The following is a 17,585-nucleotide window of genomic DNA, read 5'->3' on the forward strand; positions in this document are numbered from 1 at the left end:
CACACACATTAAAACTGTCTTTCGATAGAATATTAATGATTTATGAAACACCCTCTATTAACTACCCCCGACCAAAGAAAGTGGCTTGTAATAAGCATGAAAGTAACGCATACATTGACACTAACAATCCAAATTATTTTACCATATCATTAAAGAAAAAAATAGCAAAAGCGGAATCAGGACATCTGTCGGTCATCAACTGTTTATACATCTTTTGGTTTTATAGAATTGATTAAATAAAAACAAGAGCCTTGCCATCAACGAAGACCGATGACAAGGCTCTGTTTATATTCATCCAATGGTGAGGTTATTCAAAAAGCTGAAGTGCCCCGTCCTTGACCATAAGTACAGTCGCGTCATATACTGCCTCGCCATTGGGGTCAAACGAGAAATTCCCTAAAATCGTTGGGAAATCCATCGTCTGCGCCAAGGCATCTCGGATCGCAGCGGGATCTATCGATTGTGCGTCCGCAATCGCGTCGGCGAGAATGTAGAGCGTCGCATACGACAGCGCCGCCCACGGTCCAGGTTCATAACCGTATTCCGCATGATAGTGCTGGACGAAGGCTTGGCTGCTGGGTATGGTAGACAGACCCGTCCATGCCGTAAACGCTATTGCACCCTCGGCGGCATCGCCCACCTGTTGGAGTTCTATTGCAGTCAGATCAGGAACAATCAGTTGAATAGTGTCAGGGATACCGAGCTCACCCGCTTGAATGATAACCTGCACCATCTCTACTGACAAGGCAGAGACAAAGAGGGCATCAGGCTGCGGATCCAAGCTCATGATGTTGGTTAACTGCTCAGAAAAATCGGTCTCTCCCTTTTCAAAGGTTTCCTCGGTCAAAATCTTGACACCGCTCGCCTCAAGTGCTTTCTTTATCTCATCGTTGCTACTTTTGGCGTAGGTATCCGCGGCATCGTATATCAGTGCCACTTTCTCATAACCGAGTTTCTCATGAGTCGTCTTCACACCACTCGGATTCATTATGTCTACGGCAATACCGGCGCGGAAGACATAATCCCCAATCGAACTCAAACCTGCAGCGGTAGAAACCGAACTAAAAGCGACCACTCCCGCCTCTTGCGCAATCGGAAAAGCGTCTTCAAGGTAATCTGAGATAGCGATTCCGACAATGGCAGGGACGCCCTGATCCACCAATCCTTGTACAGCTGCGATTGCCCCCGCTTCGGAACTATGATCATCGGCAGGGACGAACATGATGTTCGCATCGCTGAGCATATTAATCTCTTTTTGCGCCAACTCAAAGCCGCGTTTCATTGGAAGTCCATACGGTTCGGCATCTTCCCCTGTCAAGGATACGACAAGACCGATCGGAATCGTCGGACCAGCAGTCATTTGAGGTGTTACCGCTTCAAGGGGCTGAAGTTTCCCACCTTTCACGACATGCACAACCCGTTCTCTAACCCGATCATACATCGCCTCTCCGTTGGGATCAAACGAGAAATTTCCTAAAATCGTCGGAAGATCCATTGTCTGTGCCAAAGCATCCCGAATCGCAGCGGAATCTGTCGACTGGGCATTCATAATGGCGTTAGCGAGAATATGAAGCGTCGCATACGCCTGTGCCGCCCACGGTCCAGGTTCATGACCGTATGCCGCCTGATACTTCTGGACGAAGGCTTGGTTTCCGGGAGCGTCAGATCCAACAGACCATCCAGAAAAAGTTATCGCCCCCTCGGCGGCTTTGCCCGCTGCTTGTATCTCCTTTGAAGTCAAATCAGGGACAATAAAGTGAATGGAGTCGGGAATACCGATCTCGCGCCCTTGAACAATAATCTGCACCATCTCTGTTGCCAGCGCAGAGATAAAGACCGCATCAGGTGCCATCTCCATTATATTGGTGAGTTGCGCAGAAAAATCGGTATCGTGGGTTTGGAAGGTTTCCTGGGTCAGAATATCCACACCGCCTGCCGCAAGTGCTTGCATTATCACCTCATTGCTACTTGTGGAGTAGGTATCAGCGGCATCGTGTATCGTCGCAACTTTTGTATACTTGAGATTTGCCTGCGTCGTCATCAGACCAACCGGATTCAGTATATCTACTGCGAGACCGGCGCGGAAGATATAATCACCAAGACTGCTTAAACCGGCAGCGGAGGAGATCGGACTAAAAGCGACAACTCCCGCCTCTTGCGCAATCGGAAAAGCCTGTTCGAGATGTGTTGAGATACCAATACCGACGATAGCGGGTACACCTTGATCTACCAATGCCTGAACGGCAGCCTCTGCACCTTCTACGGTGCTTTTAGCGTCCTCGGTGACGAACGTGATGTTCGCATCGCTGAGCATATTAATCTCTTCTCTTGCTAACTCAAGCCCACGTTGCATTGGTAGCCCATACGGTTCGGCGTTATCCCCTGTCAGAGCTACAGCAACACCAATGGTAATCCCTTCAGTCATCATCGGAGAGGTTTCAGCATCAGGCACTATCTTAGCGACCTTTTCGCAACCGGAAAGCCCCACAACTAAGGCAACAATCGCGAAAACAAACGCGAATGTTACGATTCTTCTTACGTTCATGTTAAATCTCCTTTATTTTTATTAAATGAAAAGTTCGGGCAGGGCAATCAAAACAAATAACAAAAACGCCACCACCCTCAACCAGATTTATTGTCTTCAGAAAAAAGAAATTTTGTATTAAGCCCCATTGACACCCAAAAACCGATTTGGGGTTAAGTATCCTAAGACAACGTTCTGGTGTAAAAACAAAATCTGTACCAACCATTATTTTTTGGTTGGAAGTTGGTGTCAACTCAAAAAACGAAGGATATAGTTTTCGGTTTCAGTTATCGTTAACCTAAGTTGCTACTAATAGATTTTGCACATTTCAGAAATGTTTTTCAAACCTTCCCACACCCCAGAGAGGTGGTATGTCTATAGAAAACGACGCATTTACGTGATTGCACTCCAGCGGAGTGCTATTGCTTCGCAGTGAGAATCAATAGGTATAACTTGCGTTATCGTTAGCAGAGCGTGTAGAGTTTAATTGTCAGAATTAAGATTTTCAGGATTGTAAGGATGAACGGGGTTGAAAACAGGCGAGATTAGAAACTTTACCTACCGGGACTCGAAATGCATACGTCCAACACTTCTGCAGTTTTTTCATCAACAATAACAGTTACGAGATTCCCGCGACTGTGATTAGAAAAATTGACCACCCACGCGAATCCTTGGAACGATGGATATGCGTGAACACCGTTTTGACGGGTTAAAGCATTTTTGACACGCGCATCCGATTTTGCGATGCGAAGTACTGCGTCCTTCCTTTGCTCGGACGAAGCCTTCTGGGTCTTCAGCAAATCCAATATCCGCTTACCCTTATCTACCGCTCGCGGCAACGCTTTTGGGTTTTGCTGCGCCAGATTTCGGAGTAGCGATGCCTGTTGACGATATGCGTCACTGTGCTTTTGATAGTTCTTGAGTCCGTAGGCAACTGGAATCCGTTCATATTGCGCTGCACACATCCCCGCTGCATCCGCTTCAAGGTGAAGTACCCTTACATAATCGCCACTCCGTTCCGCCAACTCCCGCTGTTTCCTGAAGAAGGTCGGATAGATGCCATACTCGTAAAACCGATCCGGATAGCGCGGTAACCATACTGCAATAAACTTCGCGATATTCTCGCGCTCGGCATCCAGTCCTGAAAAGACATCGCGGTTAGAACCCTTTTTCACAAATTTCTGCCAAGCAATTTCGGCGCGAGTGCAGTGATATTGGTGCTGTTTCTGAATCTCACGCGCTTCTTTTTTCGCCCGTGCTGCCCACTTCTCGTACCCGTGCCTTTTGTAGTAGTCGTATGCGATCTCGTTCATGGGAACAGAAATACGTATGAGACATTCTGCTGCGGCTTCGTGCCAGAGCGCGAGCTTTCCAAAGTCACCAGACTGCTCGCAGCGTTTGATAAAAACCTCGGCGGTGGCTGTACCTTCTCGGATCGCCACCGATGGCTGCACGGTAAAAAAGAAAACAGAAAGAAGTAATAAGGCACGAATCAAAGCGTGTTCTCCCTATTTGATGATAGAAACCAAGCGGCGTCTGCCTACTACTGTAACATAAAACGAACAGTCCCTGAAAACGTCTCATCAGGTGCCAGCACAATCACGCCTGCGGGAATTCCACGTGTCTCCAAGTTAATAGCATCTGTCGGGCAGGTGTAAGGTTCAAAACAGATGGCATCCCTGTCGGGCGGTGTATAGACAACTAATTCGCGAAATTGCGCGTCCGATTCCATTACCATGCCGTATCCCGTATCCTTATTCTCAATAAGGCACCGACTTACACCGTCAACCAATTGAACGTCCGTGAAGACATGGTCAAGCTTCAGTTTCGCGAAGGGTTGCCCATTCCGCAGGTCAAGTGTGTCAGCAACATCATGCTGAACACCCGTTGGCACGAGGACCTCGTCCAATTCCCAATACTTAGCAGCAGGAACGGTAATCACCGCTTCAGCCGCATTCGCTTCGGTGCCAAGATCCACGCTGAAATAAGGGTGGATACCGAAACCCATAGGCATATTCCGATCGCCTGTATTTTTGATAGCAATCCCCATCGTCAACACAGCATCCTTGAGTGTATAGGTAATCTCAATTCTAAAAGGGAACGGATACTGACGACTGACATCGGGAAAATCTCGCGAATTGAGCGAGCACACCAAAGTCGCCCCATCCTCATCAGCAACATGGCTTTCGACCTGATACGGTTGATTCAACAGCAATCCATGGATTGTTGTTGGGGATTCCGGTGGTTTGTCAAACCGATAGGTTTCTCCCTCAAATTGCCACGTGCCGTTCCGAATTCGATTGGGGAAAGGGAACAGAATCGGATTGCCGTAAGCGGTTGGGCGTTCCTCCAGCGTGGCGAGATCCGGCGGTGCGTCTATCAGGTTCAACCACGTGTCTCCATCTGCCACCCTGAACGCGTAGCAGTTGTTGCCGAGTGCAGGCACAATCTCGGCGACGGCTTTTCCATCCTGCTGAATGTAGTAAACTTGAAAGCTTTCAACCGTCTTTGCCGCTACTGAATATGCTTTATTCGCCATCGTTTCCCCTTTATCTGCATTTATAAGTATCGTTGAAAGTAAGAAAAAAACACAACCAATTCCAATGCGGAGTGCATGCCTCCAAGTTCTTTTATAGTAAAATCCGAAAATATGTTTACAGTTCGTCAGGAAACAAGCATCCCACCACCGCTGGCGAGGATTGTATCCTCGCCCTTGCGTCAGAGGCTTTTTGAACAGCAAGTTTTGGCTTGCAAGCTGCGCCAAAATGTTAGTCATCGTTCTCTCCATTATGCTTTGGCGCACCAGTGGATACCGCGCCGCAACACCTCTCGGAAGTTCGGATTCGAGAAAGTAACATCATCGTGTCCGCTCTGGAGGCAAAAGACACGGGAGTTTCCATATTCACGCGCCCAACCGAGGACATCCATACTGTTTGGATGATCAACCGTCAACAGGATCGAACTATCACCACCAGCGGATGCCATGGTATAGGTTTCGTCTCCCATCTCCCATTCGGTAAATCCTTCCGTAATTGGATGGGTCGCATCAGCAACCTGCACTTGTAGCGTTTGACGAGGATAATATCCGAACTCGCCGCGATCACCAATTCCGCACATTTCGGAATAGGCAACCCATTCTGGAAACGCCAAGATAGCGTGATGCAGAATTACCATGCCTTGTCCACGCTTTGTTAAACCGAGAATAGCCTCTGCTTGCGCATCTGTCGGATACGGACGGTGAAAGTTGTAAAAGACAACAGTGTCGTAGTCCTGCTGGTCAGGGTCGTCCACAAAATCGTCCAGATCTTCTCGGAGGAATTGAACACCTTCCATACTCTCAAACACTGCGTCAAACTGTCTCTCCTGAAATCCGTGTTCACCGGTTACGACTGCAATTAGCATGATTTTTCTCCTTTCAAGTAATGTGGGGGTAGGCACAAGACCCGCCCCTACAGTGGATTTTTTTAGGATAGAATTATTGCATGGAAATCCATAGAAAGAAATCTTTAATATCGCGCCCACTGCCATAATTGTCCCAAGGTCGGGCGTTTCCCGTACATTAGAATCCCAATCCGATAGATTTTCCCGCTGATAAGTGTAACAAGCAAAACAGTGGCACACATCAATACGATATTCAGCAAAATTTCCCATAAAGGTGGCATCAGCACATTGATACGCATGAACATAAGTATTGGCGAGAAAAACGGAACGTGTGAGAGTAGTACACTGAGTGTCGAATCGGGGATTCTAAACAATTGGAACATCAGTACGAATGGAACAACAATGAGCATCGTGAGGGGCACGCCTGTTTGTTGCGCTTCCTCTTCGCTGCTGCAAATCGCACCAACAACAGCATACAGGGTCGAATACATGAAGAAACCAATAATGAAATAAATAAAGAAATAGGTAAGCACCTCGCCACTACTCGCTTTGATAGTCCCAATTACTTGGACAAACTGTATCGGTAGGCTATCAATGCCAAAGATGCCGAGTATCGGCTTTATGTTCATAACCAATAACACGCCAAATATCACCCAGATAGCAAACATTGTCAAACAGACAGAGCAAACCCCAACGAGTTTGCCGAGGAGTAGTTGATGCGGTTTTACCGATGAAATGATTACCTCAACAATTCGGGTTGTTTTTTCTTCAAGCACACTCCGCATGATGGAGTTGGCGTAGATGAGAACGAACATATAAAGCACAAAAACGAGGATGTATCCGAGTCCGAGCCGCGCCCCCGTCTCTATAGCACTTTCAACTTTAGCACCACCGTCTTTCCCTTTGCTACTTTTAACAGCATAAGCGTTGAATCCAACGGAGCGCATAAGTCTACTAACTTCGCGCCGAGAATAACCGCTCTCGGCAAACCGCTTGTCCCGGACGATGTCTGAAATAATACGGCGGAGCGCGTTCTGTATATTAAAATTTGTTGCTGTTCTGGCGTAGAAACGGACCTGGCCGTTCTCAAAAACATCCTTCGGGATTTCAAGATAGGCGTAGAGATTTTTTGTCCTGACGCGTTCTTGGAGGGCAGTTTTTTCGCCTTCTGTGGTAGCGGTTTCCTCACGCAGCTGATAAACGAGTTCACCCTTATGCTGAAAGGTTCGATGTTTAGCGATAGCCTCCTGCATCTGCTCAAAGATTTCACCCGTCTCATCAATGACCGCAAGTTTTCTCATCTCTTCGGTTTTGTCTTCCATGATTGCGAGAAAACTGGACAATAATACCAATCCACACATCAACACCGGCATGAGAAACAAAGACGCAATGAATCCCTTAGATTTAACGCGCGTCATATATTCACGTTTGATAACGGTGACAACCTTACTCAGCATCCTGTACTGTTCCTCCATGTGCTTCAACACTTTGGACAAAAATCTCGTGTAGCGTTGGCTCCATCAATTCAAACCGTGTCACATCAACACCTTTTTCAACCAGTTCTTGGAGAAATGGACGATAGTCCTCTGGGTTCCTTAATTTGATCTCAGCATACTGCCCGAAGTTGTTGACACCTTGAATGTAAGCGGAATTGCGAATCGGTTCAAGACTCCCGATATATTCAATCTCAACGGAATTCTTGCCGAATCCACGCTTCACAGCACGGAGCTCACCTTCAAGCAATACCTTGCCTTGATGAATGAGGCAGATGCGATCACAGAGTTTCTCTACCTGTTCCATCACATGGGTTGAGAAGATAATCGTACTGCCGTCCTCACGCAGTTCAAGCATCAAATCTTTAAGGAGTGTCATGTTAATCGGGTCCAGCCCGGAAAAGGGTTCATCAAGAATAATCAACTCCGGTTTGTGAATGACCGTCGTAATGAACTGAATTTTCTGTGCCATCCCCTTAGAAAGTTCATCAATCCGCTTGTTGCTCCATTCCGATAGCTGCATCTTCTCCAACCACCGCTCAATTTCGCCGAGTGCTTGCTGCTTGTATAAGCCCTTTAATTCAGCAATGAAAAGGATAACATCCCGCACCTTCATTTTGCGGTACAAGCCGCGTTCTTCTGGCAGATACCCAATCTGGTCCAAAAAATCTCGGACCTGCCGATTGCCACTGAACGTAATACTGCCCGCATCCGGCGCAATAATGTCCATTATCATGCGGAGTGTGGTCGTTTTTCCGGCACCGTTGGGTCCCAAGAGTCCGTATACGCTCCCCTTTTCAATACTGAAAGAAATATCCGACACCGCTGTAAAATCGCCGAACTTTTTATGGACATTCTCAAGGTGGAGGAGATTCATCGTTTTTATCACCAAATATGTTTACGGCACACGGAGTGTGCCTACTACCTTGCAGATCTAATCGGTAATCGCTTGATAGGTGAGGACACGGAATTGCGCATGGAATGGGGAATCGCCAATCAATTGCGTCATCAAGATGCCGATTAATTCTTCCGCGGGATCAATCCAAAACGTAGTGCTTGCGAGTCCACCCCAACTGTAAGCCCCCAAGGAACCGAGGCTATGTGTATCAGCAACATCAGTAACAACAGCAAACCCAAGACCGAAACCACACCCTGTTCTCTCAAGCGGTTGCCAACCGTCAGAGATATGATTCATCCTAATGAGTTCGACCGTTTTTCTTCCGAGGAGTCGCACGCCATCAAGTTCCCCGTCATTCAGCAACATTTGGCAGAAACGGAGGTAATCCGCAGCGGTCGATTGTAATCCGGCACCACCGGAGTGGAAAAAACTCAGCGGTCCGCTTGAAACCGGTGCATTCTCTATTACCTGAATACCACCGTCTTCCGTAGGTTCATACAACGTCGCATATCGCTCAGCCTTGTCGTTTGGCACCGAGAAAGCAGTATCAACCATACCCAAAGGCTCACAAATTTGGGTTTTCAAAAACGCTTCAAACGGCATACCAGAGACGACCTCTACAAGGTAGCCGAGCACATCGGTAGACATACCGTAGTTCCACCCATCACCCGGTTGGTGAAGGAGCGGGATATTTCCGAGTTCTCGCGCCATCTGTGCGAGGTCTCCACCGTAGAAATTCGCATCCCTATACCGCTCATTAATCGGGTGCTCCCAGTCCCCGCCGTAGATAAGTCCAGCAGTGTGTGTGAGCAGATGCTTTACCGTCATCTCGCGTTCAGCATCAACGATAGCATCACCATCCGCAGTATAAACCTGCATGTCCTTAAAGGCTGGAATCAATTCGGAGACGGGTGTGCCGAGTTGAAAATGCCCTTCCTCATAGAGCATCATCACAGCAATGCTGGTAATCGGCTTCGTCATTGAATAGATGCGGAAGATGGTATCAAACGCTACGGGTTTCGCAGTAGCGACATCCTGCGTCCCGAACTTCTCAAAATGGACGAGCCTCCCTTCACGCGCGATCATCGTTAATGCACAGGGTATTTTACCATCGTCAATCCAGCCTTGCATGACCGGAGCAATACGTCCTAAACGCGAGGTTGACATGCCTACATCCTCAGGCACTGCCCGCGGTAATCCTTCATATCCATGTCTTGCCATAAAGATCTCCTCTAAGATGGGTGTCGGCTTTCAACGCAACCCTTTCAGCGGTCAGTAAAGAGATAGTTCAGCATGTAAGATAAACCCAACTGCCATAAGATACTTTTGCTGACTGCTGATGGCTGACTGCCGACTGCTATTATTCCGTAAGTGCCTGATAGGTCAGCACTTTAAATTGTTGTTGGAAAGGGTAACGGTTATTGAGAAGCTGCGTCATTAGCACAGCAACCAATTCCTCTTTTGGATCAATCCAGAAGGTGGTAGCCGCAGCACCGCCCCAACTGAAATTCCCAACAGACTCCAAGATGTTCGGAGGGTTTCTATCTGTAACAATCGCAAAACCGAGTCCAAACCGATTGTTGTGATGCGGATACCGCATCAATTCAACCGTCTTTTTGCCCAATATACGGACACCATCGAGTTCACCACCGTTGAGTAGCATCTGAGAAAACCGCATATAATCTGCAGCGGTTGAAACGAGTCCGCCACCGCCCGATGGGAAAAAGGTGAATTCATCAATCGCAATCGCTGCGCGTTTAGTCCGCTCAAGTCCATTCTCTTTAGTAGGTCTATAGAGTGCAGCAAGCCTGTTCCGCTTCTCTGACGGCACCGAAAATGCGGTGTCTACCATGCCAAGAGGTTCAAAGAGGCGTATTCGGAGAAATTCTTCAAACGGCATGCCAGATACAACCTCTACAAGGTAGCCTAGCACATCAGTAGAGACACCGTAAGTCCACTTCTCACCCGGTTCATGAACGAGTGGAATTTTGCCGAGTTTCACAACCATATCCGCCAAAGTTGAGCTGGGTTCAAGGATCTTTGCCTCCTTATAGCGGGCATCGACAGGTTTATTGCCCCAACCGTAGGTAAACCCCGCAGTATGCATGAGGAGGTGTTTGACGGTTATTTTTCTTTTCGCATCCAAGATTTCAGTCTGGTCCTCATTGTAAACCTTCATGTCCTTAAATTCAGGAATAAACCTGGAGACAGGTGTGCCGAGTTGAAAATGCCCCTCCTCATAGAGCATCATTACTGCAACACTCGTAATCGGTTTCGACATCGAGTAAATGCGGAATATCGTGTCTGCTTCAACCGGTTCGTTATTCTCAACATCTCGCATGCCGATGGTTTCAAAATGGACAATCTTCCCGCGTCTCGCCACAACCGTTAGGAACCCCGGTAGTTGCCCCTTATCGACGTAACCCTGCATGACAGGGCGGATACGCTCAAGTCGTTCGGCAGAGACACCGACTGCCTCTGGCACCGCCATCGGTAGTCCCTGTCCCAAAGCGAGTGTGGTAACACCGAAAAGCAGTAAATATATGTTAGCCAATAATTTTCTCAATCCGTTCTCCTCCTTTCTAAGCCGATTAATTTCTCAACCAACAATTGACTGATAAGTTAGTACACGGAATTGGGCGTGGAATGGTGAATCGGCACCGACCAATTGGGTCATAAAAATACCAATCAACGCCTCCACAGGATCAATCCAAAACGTGGTACTTGCCATGCCGCCCCAACTGCAAGGACCGACAGAACCGAGCGTGTGCGTTTCAGCGACATCTGTGACTACGGCGAACCCAAGCCCGAAACCCGTTCCCGTTCTCCCAGGTGCTAACCAATCTGCTGGAACGTGGCTCATCTTGATGAGTTCAGCAGTTTTTCTCCCGAGCAACCGCACGCCATCGAGTTCACCACCGTTGAGCAACATTTGGCAGAAGCGGAGATAATCCGCAGCGGTCGATTGTAACCCTCCACCACCAGAGTGGAAAAAACTCAGCGGTCCAGTCGCAGCATGGATATTCTCAATCTCCTGAAGCGCACCGTCCTCCCCGAATTCATATACCTTTGAATATCGGTCAGCATCTTCAACCCGCACCGAAAAACCTGTGTCGTTCATACCTAATGGATTAAAAATACGGGTTTTCAAAAACGTCTCAAACGGCATACCGGATACGACACCTACAAGGTAGCCGAGCACATCGGTAGACATGCCATACTTCCATGCAGTACCTGGCTGGTGAAGGAGCGGAATACCTCCGAGCTTTTGTATCATGTTTGCGAGGTTGCCACCGTAGAGATCCGCATCCTCATATCGCTGATCAATCGGGTGATCCTCCCTATCGCTTTCATAGATAAGTCCAGTAGTATGTGTAAGCAGATGTTTTATCGTCACCTCGCGTTCCGCATCAACAACAGCACTGCCATCTTCAGTGTAAACCTTCATGTCCTTGAAAGCCGGAACAAATTCGGAGACGGGTGTGTTGAGTTGAAAATGCCCTTCCTCGTAGAGCATCATCACTGCGACACTCGTAATCGGCTTTGTCATTGAGTAGAGGCGAAAGATGGAGTTGAATTCTATCGGTTTGGCGGCAGCGATATCCTGCATGCCGAACTTCTCAAAATGGACGAGCCTGCCCCCACGCGCGATCATCGTCAATGCACAAGGGATTTTGCCGTTGTCAACATAGCCTTGCATGACAGGGGCAATGCGCGCCAACCGCGCGGTTGACATGCCCATATCTTCAGGGACAGCCCGCGGCAATCCTTCATCTATTGTCATCAAAATCTCCTATAATGTGGCTATCAGCCATCAGCAGTCAGTAGTCAGTGGAGTAACTGTCAGTTTCCATCAAATATCAGCAAAGACGGGGTCTGACTAAACCAAACACTTCTTTACTGATAACTATTATTCAGTCAGTGCCTGATAAGTTAGCACCTTAAATTGATCGTGGGAAGAGGACACGTCACTAATCTGCGTCATGAGCAAACCGATCAACTCCTTTTCAGGGTCAATCCAGAAGATGGTACCGGCAGCACCGCCCCAACTGTAACTTCCTATCGACTCCGGCGTGTCTTTTGGTTCTTTATCATCGGTGTCTCCCGATTCCTTATCATTTACGATGGAAAAACCGAGTCCAAACCAACCATCGTGATGCGGATAGCGCATCAGTTCAACCGTTTTCTTCCCCAATATACGGACACCGTCGAGTTCGCCACCGTTGAGCAACATCTGAGAAAAGCGCATATAGTCTGGAGCAGTGGAGACGAGTCCGCCACCACCCCCTGGAAAGAAACGGATCTCACCACTCGCGAGTTGTGGATCCTTATCAACACGTTCCAGCCTCATTTTTTGCTCTTTATCCCCTTTCATCTCCTTCTTCTCTATAGCATCGTCCTTCTTTTTTTCTTTCTCTTTATCCCCTTTCATCGCCCCTTCTTTGTTAAGTTCATAGAGTGCGGCAAACCTGTCCAACTTCTCTACAGGCACTGAAAATGCGGTGTCTACCATACCGAGCGGTCTAAAGAGCCGCGTTTGGAGGAACTCTTCAAACGGCATCCCCGAAACCACCTCCACGAGGTAGCCGAGTAGATCGGTAGATACGCCATAAGTCCACGCTTCACCCGGTTCGTGGACTAACGGAACAGTACTCAATTTTTTTGCCATATCCGCCAACGTCGTGCCGGGTGCAAAAATGTTCGCCTCCTGAAAGCGTTTATCGGCGGGTTCACCGCCCCAGCCGTATATTATCCCTGCGGTATGCGTGAGCAGGTGTTTAATCGTTACCTCTTTTGTCGCATCCGAGATTTCGTTCTGATCCTCGTTGTAGACCTTCATGTTTTTAAATTCAGGGATGAACTCAGATACCGGCGTGTCCAGTTGAAAATGCCCCTCCTCATAGAGCATCATCACAGCAACACTCGTAATCGGTTTCGACATGGAGTGGATACGAAATATTGTGTCTGCTTCAACAGGCTTGTTATTTTCAATATCTCCCATACCGATGGTTTCAAAATGAACAATCTTCCCGCGTCTCGCCACGACCGTCAGGAACCCCGCTATACGTCCGTCATCGACATAACCCTGCATCACAGGACGGATGCGTTCAAGGCGTTCGGCAGAGACACCGACCTCTTCCGGTACTGCCATTGGAAGACCTTGCCCGAAAGCAAGTGTAGTAACACAAAAAAGCAGTAAATATATGTAGGTTAATAATTTCCGCAATCCGTTCTCCTTTTTTAAACTATATGTAACCTTAAATTGCAGATGTCGCTCCGCTGCGGTTTGTGTTGGTAGGCGAGGTTTCAAACCTCGCCAGCAGCGAAAAGGAGGTGCTTGCTATTTCTCTAAAGATTTTGCTGCTATGATTCGGTTGGATGAAGATTAAATAAATATTTCGGTAATTGTTACAAATCGCGAGCACAGCTCGCTCCTACCAAGAGACTGTTGATGCATTACCGATTTAAATAATTAAACTTCATGAAACCGAATCTACCGGTTCTGAAAAGACTTACGGTACCCGTTTAAGGTATCCCCAGCGCGTTGAGAGTTTCCCACCGGGTTCGACGCTGAGAATTTGCGCTAACCCGACATCCATCGCCTCTTGAATTTCATCTTCAGTTCGTGCGACATTGGAGATGCGTATCTCATCAATGACACCTTTCAATCCATTTGCGTTATTGAGATTCGGTACCCCGATTGTAATTGGATCCGCGCTCTGAAATGTTTGTGCGTTAGGCGCCTCGGTCTCCAATTCGCCATCAACGTAAACGCGTCCCATCTTGCCATCGTAGGTAAAGGCGAGGTGATGCCATTTATTGTCGGTGATATCGGTCGTCCCATCTATACTGAAGGCGCATCCACCATTTGCCCCGATCTGTGCATGCAGAACGCTCTTATCCACATGAACCCAAATACCGTAGTTTCGATTAGTGCAACCCGCCTGCTGTTTGCAGACCATACCTTGCCACTTACCTGTAGCATCTTCCACTTTAACCCACGCTTCAATACTGAGCGTCTCTAATTCCAAATTTTTTGTAGAGTCCACAACAACGTAGCCGCCAGCATCGCCAGGGAACTCCAATCCTGCCCCGAATTTCGCTTTGACCCATTTCGGACTTCCTGCGAATTTGCCATCGTGCCCGTTGCCAGAAGCGTCTTCCGCGATCTTTCCGGCACCTTCTTCAAAGAGCCAGACAGCAACCGTATTTTCATCAACCGCTGCGTGTGTAGATGCACAGATAAACAGAGTCAAAACCGCTATTACAATAAAAATATACTTGATGCTATAGCAAAATTTTGTACCTATGGTGCACATAGTTATCTCCTCCTTTATTGCGGTATCCTACCAAAAAATGAATGTTAAGTCAAGGACTTTGGCGAGGTATTCAACCGTCAACTATCAACAGTCAGGAGTTAGCCGCACACCGTCGGTGTGGTTACAGATTTATGGTTCAGACCCCAGGCCTGGTAGGGTTTTTGCTGGGTGTTTCTGCGGATTTCTTCACAGTTTCCCAACCGCACCATACTTAAAAAAGAAGATTCAAACGTTCAGACAATCCGATAATTTATTTAAAACTAAATCGCTCTGCTCATCAAAGATAAAAATGTTGACACGAGATTATGCATCGCATATAATTTCGCATGTCCACTCGTAGGCATGCAGTGAACGTGTGCGAACGACAAGCGAGATACACAAGGAGGCTGATATGGCAGAACGAATTAAAATGGGATTAGTCGGATGCGGTGGTATGTCAGGTGCTCACATGGGCGGGTATCGCCAACTCTGGTCCAAAGGCATCAAGGATTATGAAATCGTGGCGGCGTGCGACATCGCCGAAGAACGCGCTGAGGAGCGTGCAAATCAGGCACAAGAGTTCCAAGGTGGCACGAAGCCAGCCGTCTATGCAGAACTCGACGAGATGCTGGCGAAACATCCCGATCTGGAGTGTGTTGACATCTGCGCACTTCACAGTGCGCACCACACACTCGCCGTGCCTGCACTGGAGGCAGGGAAGCACGTTATCATCGAAAAGCCGTTCGGTATCACAATGCGGGCATGCAAACTGATGATGGAAGCAGCAGCTCGAAACGACAAGATTATCTCCGTCGCCGAAAACTATCGTCTGGCACGTATCCAACGCACACGCAGCTGGGCAATCGCTCAAGGACGTATCGGCGACCCTCGTATGTTCTTCTGGATAGAGGTCAACGAAGGCTTAGGGAAATGGGGTTGGCGTAACTTCAAAATGGACGCAGGCGGCGGTTGGGCATTAGATGGCGGCGTGCATTTCACCGATCTGATGCGCTACATTCTCGGCATGGAAGCCGAAGAGGTCTATGCCATCAACAAGGCTTACGAACCTTTCCGATACGACAATCCGGCAGAAAGAGAAGGCGGTTATGCCGTTGATGTCGAGGATGCCATGATCGCTACCATCAAGTTTGAACAGGGTGTTACGGCGCAGTGGACCTGGGTCGGTTCAGCCCCCGGGCGAGGCTTCGGTCAACATACCGTTTACGGCAGCGAAGGCGCGCTTGACTGGAATCAAGGATTGGTGCCCCGCGGCGGTGAACCGATTTCCAACGAAGACCTGATGAAAGAATTCACCGATAGCCTCAGCGATTCGGAACGGGAATACTACTTCCCGGGCGGCGTAGAAGATACTGTCGCGATTGAACTGAAATATTTCGCCGATGCAATTCGGACAGGTGGTAAACCGGAAGTAGACGATGTCGAAGGCATGCGATCAGAAGCCATCTGCATGGCAGTCTATGAATCCGGATGGTTCGGTCGCCCAGTAACAATAGAGGAAATCGAAAACTGCGAATTGGAAGGCTACCAGAAGGAAATTAACGATAAGCTGGGCATTGGAACATAGATACATACCTGACAAAAGGTTGGAAGATTGGAAGGTGGGAAGGCAGGAAAGCCCGAAAACCTTCCAGTCTTATGATGGATTAGAATTATGAATCGATTGGAAGGGAAGGCTGCGATCGTTACAGGTGCCGGAAAAAAAGGGGAAGTTGACGGTACCGGCTACGCAACATCAATGCTTTTCGCGAGAGAAGGCGCGAAAGTGCTGTTAGCGGACATCTCCCCTGAGAACGCCAACGCAACACTCGCAGAAATCCAGGCAGAGGGTGGCGAAGCATCGGTATTCATCGGTGACCTCTCCACAGAGGCAGCCTGCGCTGGAATGGTAGAAGCTGCCGTCGAACGTTTTGGTAAAGTGAACGTCCTCTTCAACAACGTTGGACTCGGCGGTTCCGGGACGGTCACACAGGTAGACGAAGAAAAGTGGGACAGGGTGATGGATGTCAACCTCAAGAGCATGGTCATGGCGTGCAAACACGCCGTACCTCGGATGGCTGAGGCAGGCGGTGGCTCAATCATCAACGTCTCATCAATCGACGCGCTGCGTGCAGGCTCATCTCGGAATCTGCCCTACGCCGCTGCGAAGGGCGGGATGATTTCCGCAACAACAGTGATGGCGGTTCATCATGGACGCGACAACATTCGGGTAAATTGTATCGCGCCTGGGCACCTCTACGCTTCGTTTCCGGCACCGTATCTGAGCGAAGCAGAGCGGGAGCGACGCCGTCTCATCGGGCCGCTCGGTACAGAGGGAACCGCATGGGATGTCGCTTGGGCAACCGTTTTTCTCGCCAGTGACGAATCGAAATGGATCTCCGGTGTCACTATTCCGATTGATGCAGGTCTACTCGCCGCAACACCACTCGCCGTTGTACATCAGCTCGATGAATAGGCGTAGCCCACCATAACCGTCAATTTTAGAAAAACAACCGTCTCGGGACCAGGACCGGTAGGTTCGGTTTCCTAACCGAACCATAGGTGTCAATTTAAGGATTTTTTGTAGGAACGTCTCTACAAATGCCGCCCCTACGGGGCTTTATTTTTTTTGATTCCCATTTCTACACAGATACCATCCCTACGGGATTCAAGAGGGTTTTGAACGCTTCAAAGTCTTTGTGTAAAACTCGGTCTGGTAGGCACTGTTTCCAACTGCGCCGGGTTTTAGCCATAAACTTTGTCCACACCAGAACGCCTCTTTAGTCCCGTAGGGACGACATCTGTGTAGCAGCGTTAAAACCAAAGGAGCTAAGCCCCGTAGGGGCGGCATTTGTGGAAAGGCTGTTCCAAAATCCCTCGAAAAATCCCTAAATTGACCCCTATGATACAGTTAGGAAACCGCACCCACCGAATCCAGCAAAACAAAAAAGAAAACGGGCAATGCCCTATTGGGCACTGCCCGTTGTTATCTC

Annotated in this window: 13 protein-coding genes; 2 read left to right on the top strand and 11 right to left on the bottom strand. The window is 48.4% G+C overall.

Features of this window, described 5'->3' with window-relative positions:
• Positions 1 to 307: 307 nt before the first annotated feature.
• The 11 genes from OXH39_01880 to OXH39_01930 all read right to left on the bottom strand — a co-directional run bounded on the left by OXH39_01880 (position 308) and on the right by OXH39_01930 (position 14,616).
• Positions 308 to 2,545, bottom strand: a complete 2,238-nt coding sequence (locus OXH39_01880; GenBank protein ID MCY3549180.1) for an ABC transporter substrate-binding protein — start codon at positions 2,543 to 2,545, stop codon at positions 308 to 310.
• A gap of 533 nt (positions 2,546 to 3,078) precedes the next feature.
• Positions 3,079 to 4,020 carry a hypothetical protein gene (locus OXH39_01885; GenBank protein ID MCY3549181.1) on the bottom strand — a complete coding sequence of 314 codons (942 nt, stop codon included), beginning with the start codon at positions 4,018 to 4,020 and terminating at the stop codon, positions 3,079 to 3,081.
• A 47-nt stretch (positions 4,021 to 4,067) separates the two neighbouring features.
• Complete coding sequence (locus tag OXH39_01890) at positions 4,068 to 5,063, bottom strand: aldose 1-epimerase (protein ID MCY3549182.1); 996 nt, start codon at positions 5,061 to 5,063, stop codon at positions 4,068 to 4,070.
• A 248-nt stretch (positions 5,064 to 5,311) separates the two neighbouring features.
• Positions 5,312 to 5,926, bottom strand: coding sequence for a ThuA domain-containing protein (locus OXH39_01895; protein MCY3549183.1), 615 nt, complete (start codon positions 5,924 to 5,926; stop codon positions 5,312 to 5,314).
• A gap of 104 nt (positions 5,927 to 6,030) precedes the next feature.
• The gene (locus OXH39_01900) at positions 6,031 to 7,362 is read right to left on the bottom strand and encodes an ABC transporter permease (GenBank protein MCY3549184.1); all 1,332 of its coding nucleotides are present in this window, start codon (positions 7,360 to 7,362) and stop codon (positions 6,031 to 6,033) included.
• Entirely contained in the window at positions 7,352 to 8,275 is a 924-nt protein-coding gene (locus OXH39_01905) for an ATP-binding cassette domain-containing protein (GenBank protein MCY3549185.1), read from the bottom strand. Before OXH39_01905 ends, OXH39_01900 begins: the two co-directional genes overlap by 11 nt.
• Before the next feature lie 57 nt (positions 8,276 to 8,332).
• Positions 8,333 to 9,517, bottom strand: a complete 1,185-nt coding sequence (locus OXH39_01910) for a serine hydrolase (protein MCY3549186.1) — start codon at positions 9,515 to 9,517, stop codon at positions 8,333 to 8,335.
• Positions 9,518 to 9,656: 139 nt separating this feature from the next.
• A complete protein-coding gene (locus OXH39_01915) occupies positions 9,657 to 10,862 on the bottom strand; it encodes a serine hydrolase (GenBank protein MCY3549187.1) in 1,206 nt (401 codons plus the stop codon).
• A 33-nt stretch (positions 10,863 to 10,895) separates the two neighbouring features.
• Positions 10,896 to 12,080, bottom strand: coding sequence for a serine hydrolase (locus OXH39_01920; protein MCY3549188.1), 1,185 nt, complete (start codon positions 12,078 to 12,080; stop codon positions 10,896 to 10,898).
• 126 nt (positions 12,081 to 12,206) lie between these two features.
• Positions 12,207 to 13,523, bottom strand: coding sequence for a serine hydrolase (locus OXH39_01925; GenBank protein ID MCY3549189.1), 1,317 nt, complete (start codon positions 13,521 to 13,523; stop codon positions 12,207 to 12,209).
• 286 nt (positions 13,524 to 13,809) lie between these two features.
• A complete protein-coding gene (locus OXH39_01930) occupies positions 13,810 to 14,616 on the bottom strand; it encodes a LamG domain-containing protein (protein MCY3549190.1) in 807 nt (268 codons plus the stop codon).
• Between the two features lie 391 nt (positions 14,617 to 15,007).
• Here OXH39_01930 and OXH39_01935 point away from each other — a divergent pair, with 391 nt between their 5' ends.
• Positions 15,008 to 16,180 carry a Gfo/Idh/MocA family oxidoreductase gene (locus OXH39_01935; protein MCY3549191.1) on the top strand — a complete coding sequence of 391 codons (1,173 nt, stop codon included), beginning with the start codon at positions 15,008 to 15,010 and terminating at the stop codon, positions 16,178 to 16,180.
• An 87-nt stretch (positions 16,181 to 16,267) separates the two neighbouring features.
• Positions 16,268 to 17,068 (top strand): SDR family oxidoreductase, encoded by an 801-nt coding sequence (locus tag OXH39_01940; protein MCY3549192.1) that lies wholly within the window; start codon positions 16,268 to 16,270, stop codon positions 17,066 to 17,068.
• Positions 17,069 to 17,585: the final 517 nt, after the last annotated feature.

This window comes from Candidatus Poribacteria bacterium, assembly GCA_026702755.1.
Classification (GTDB): Bacteria; Poribacteria; WGA-4E; order WGA-4E; family WGA-3G; genus WGA-3G.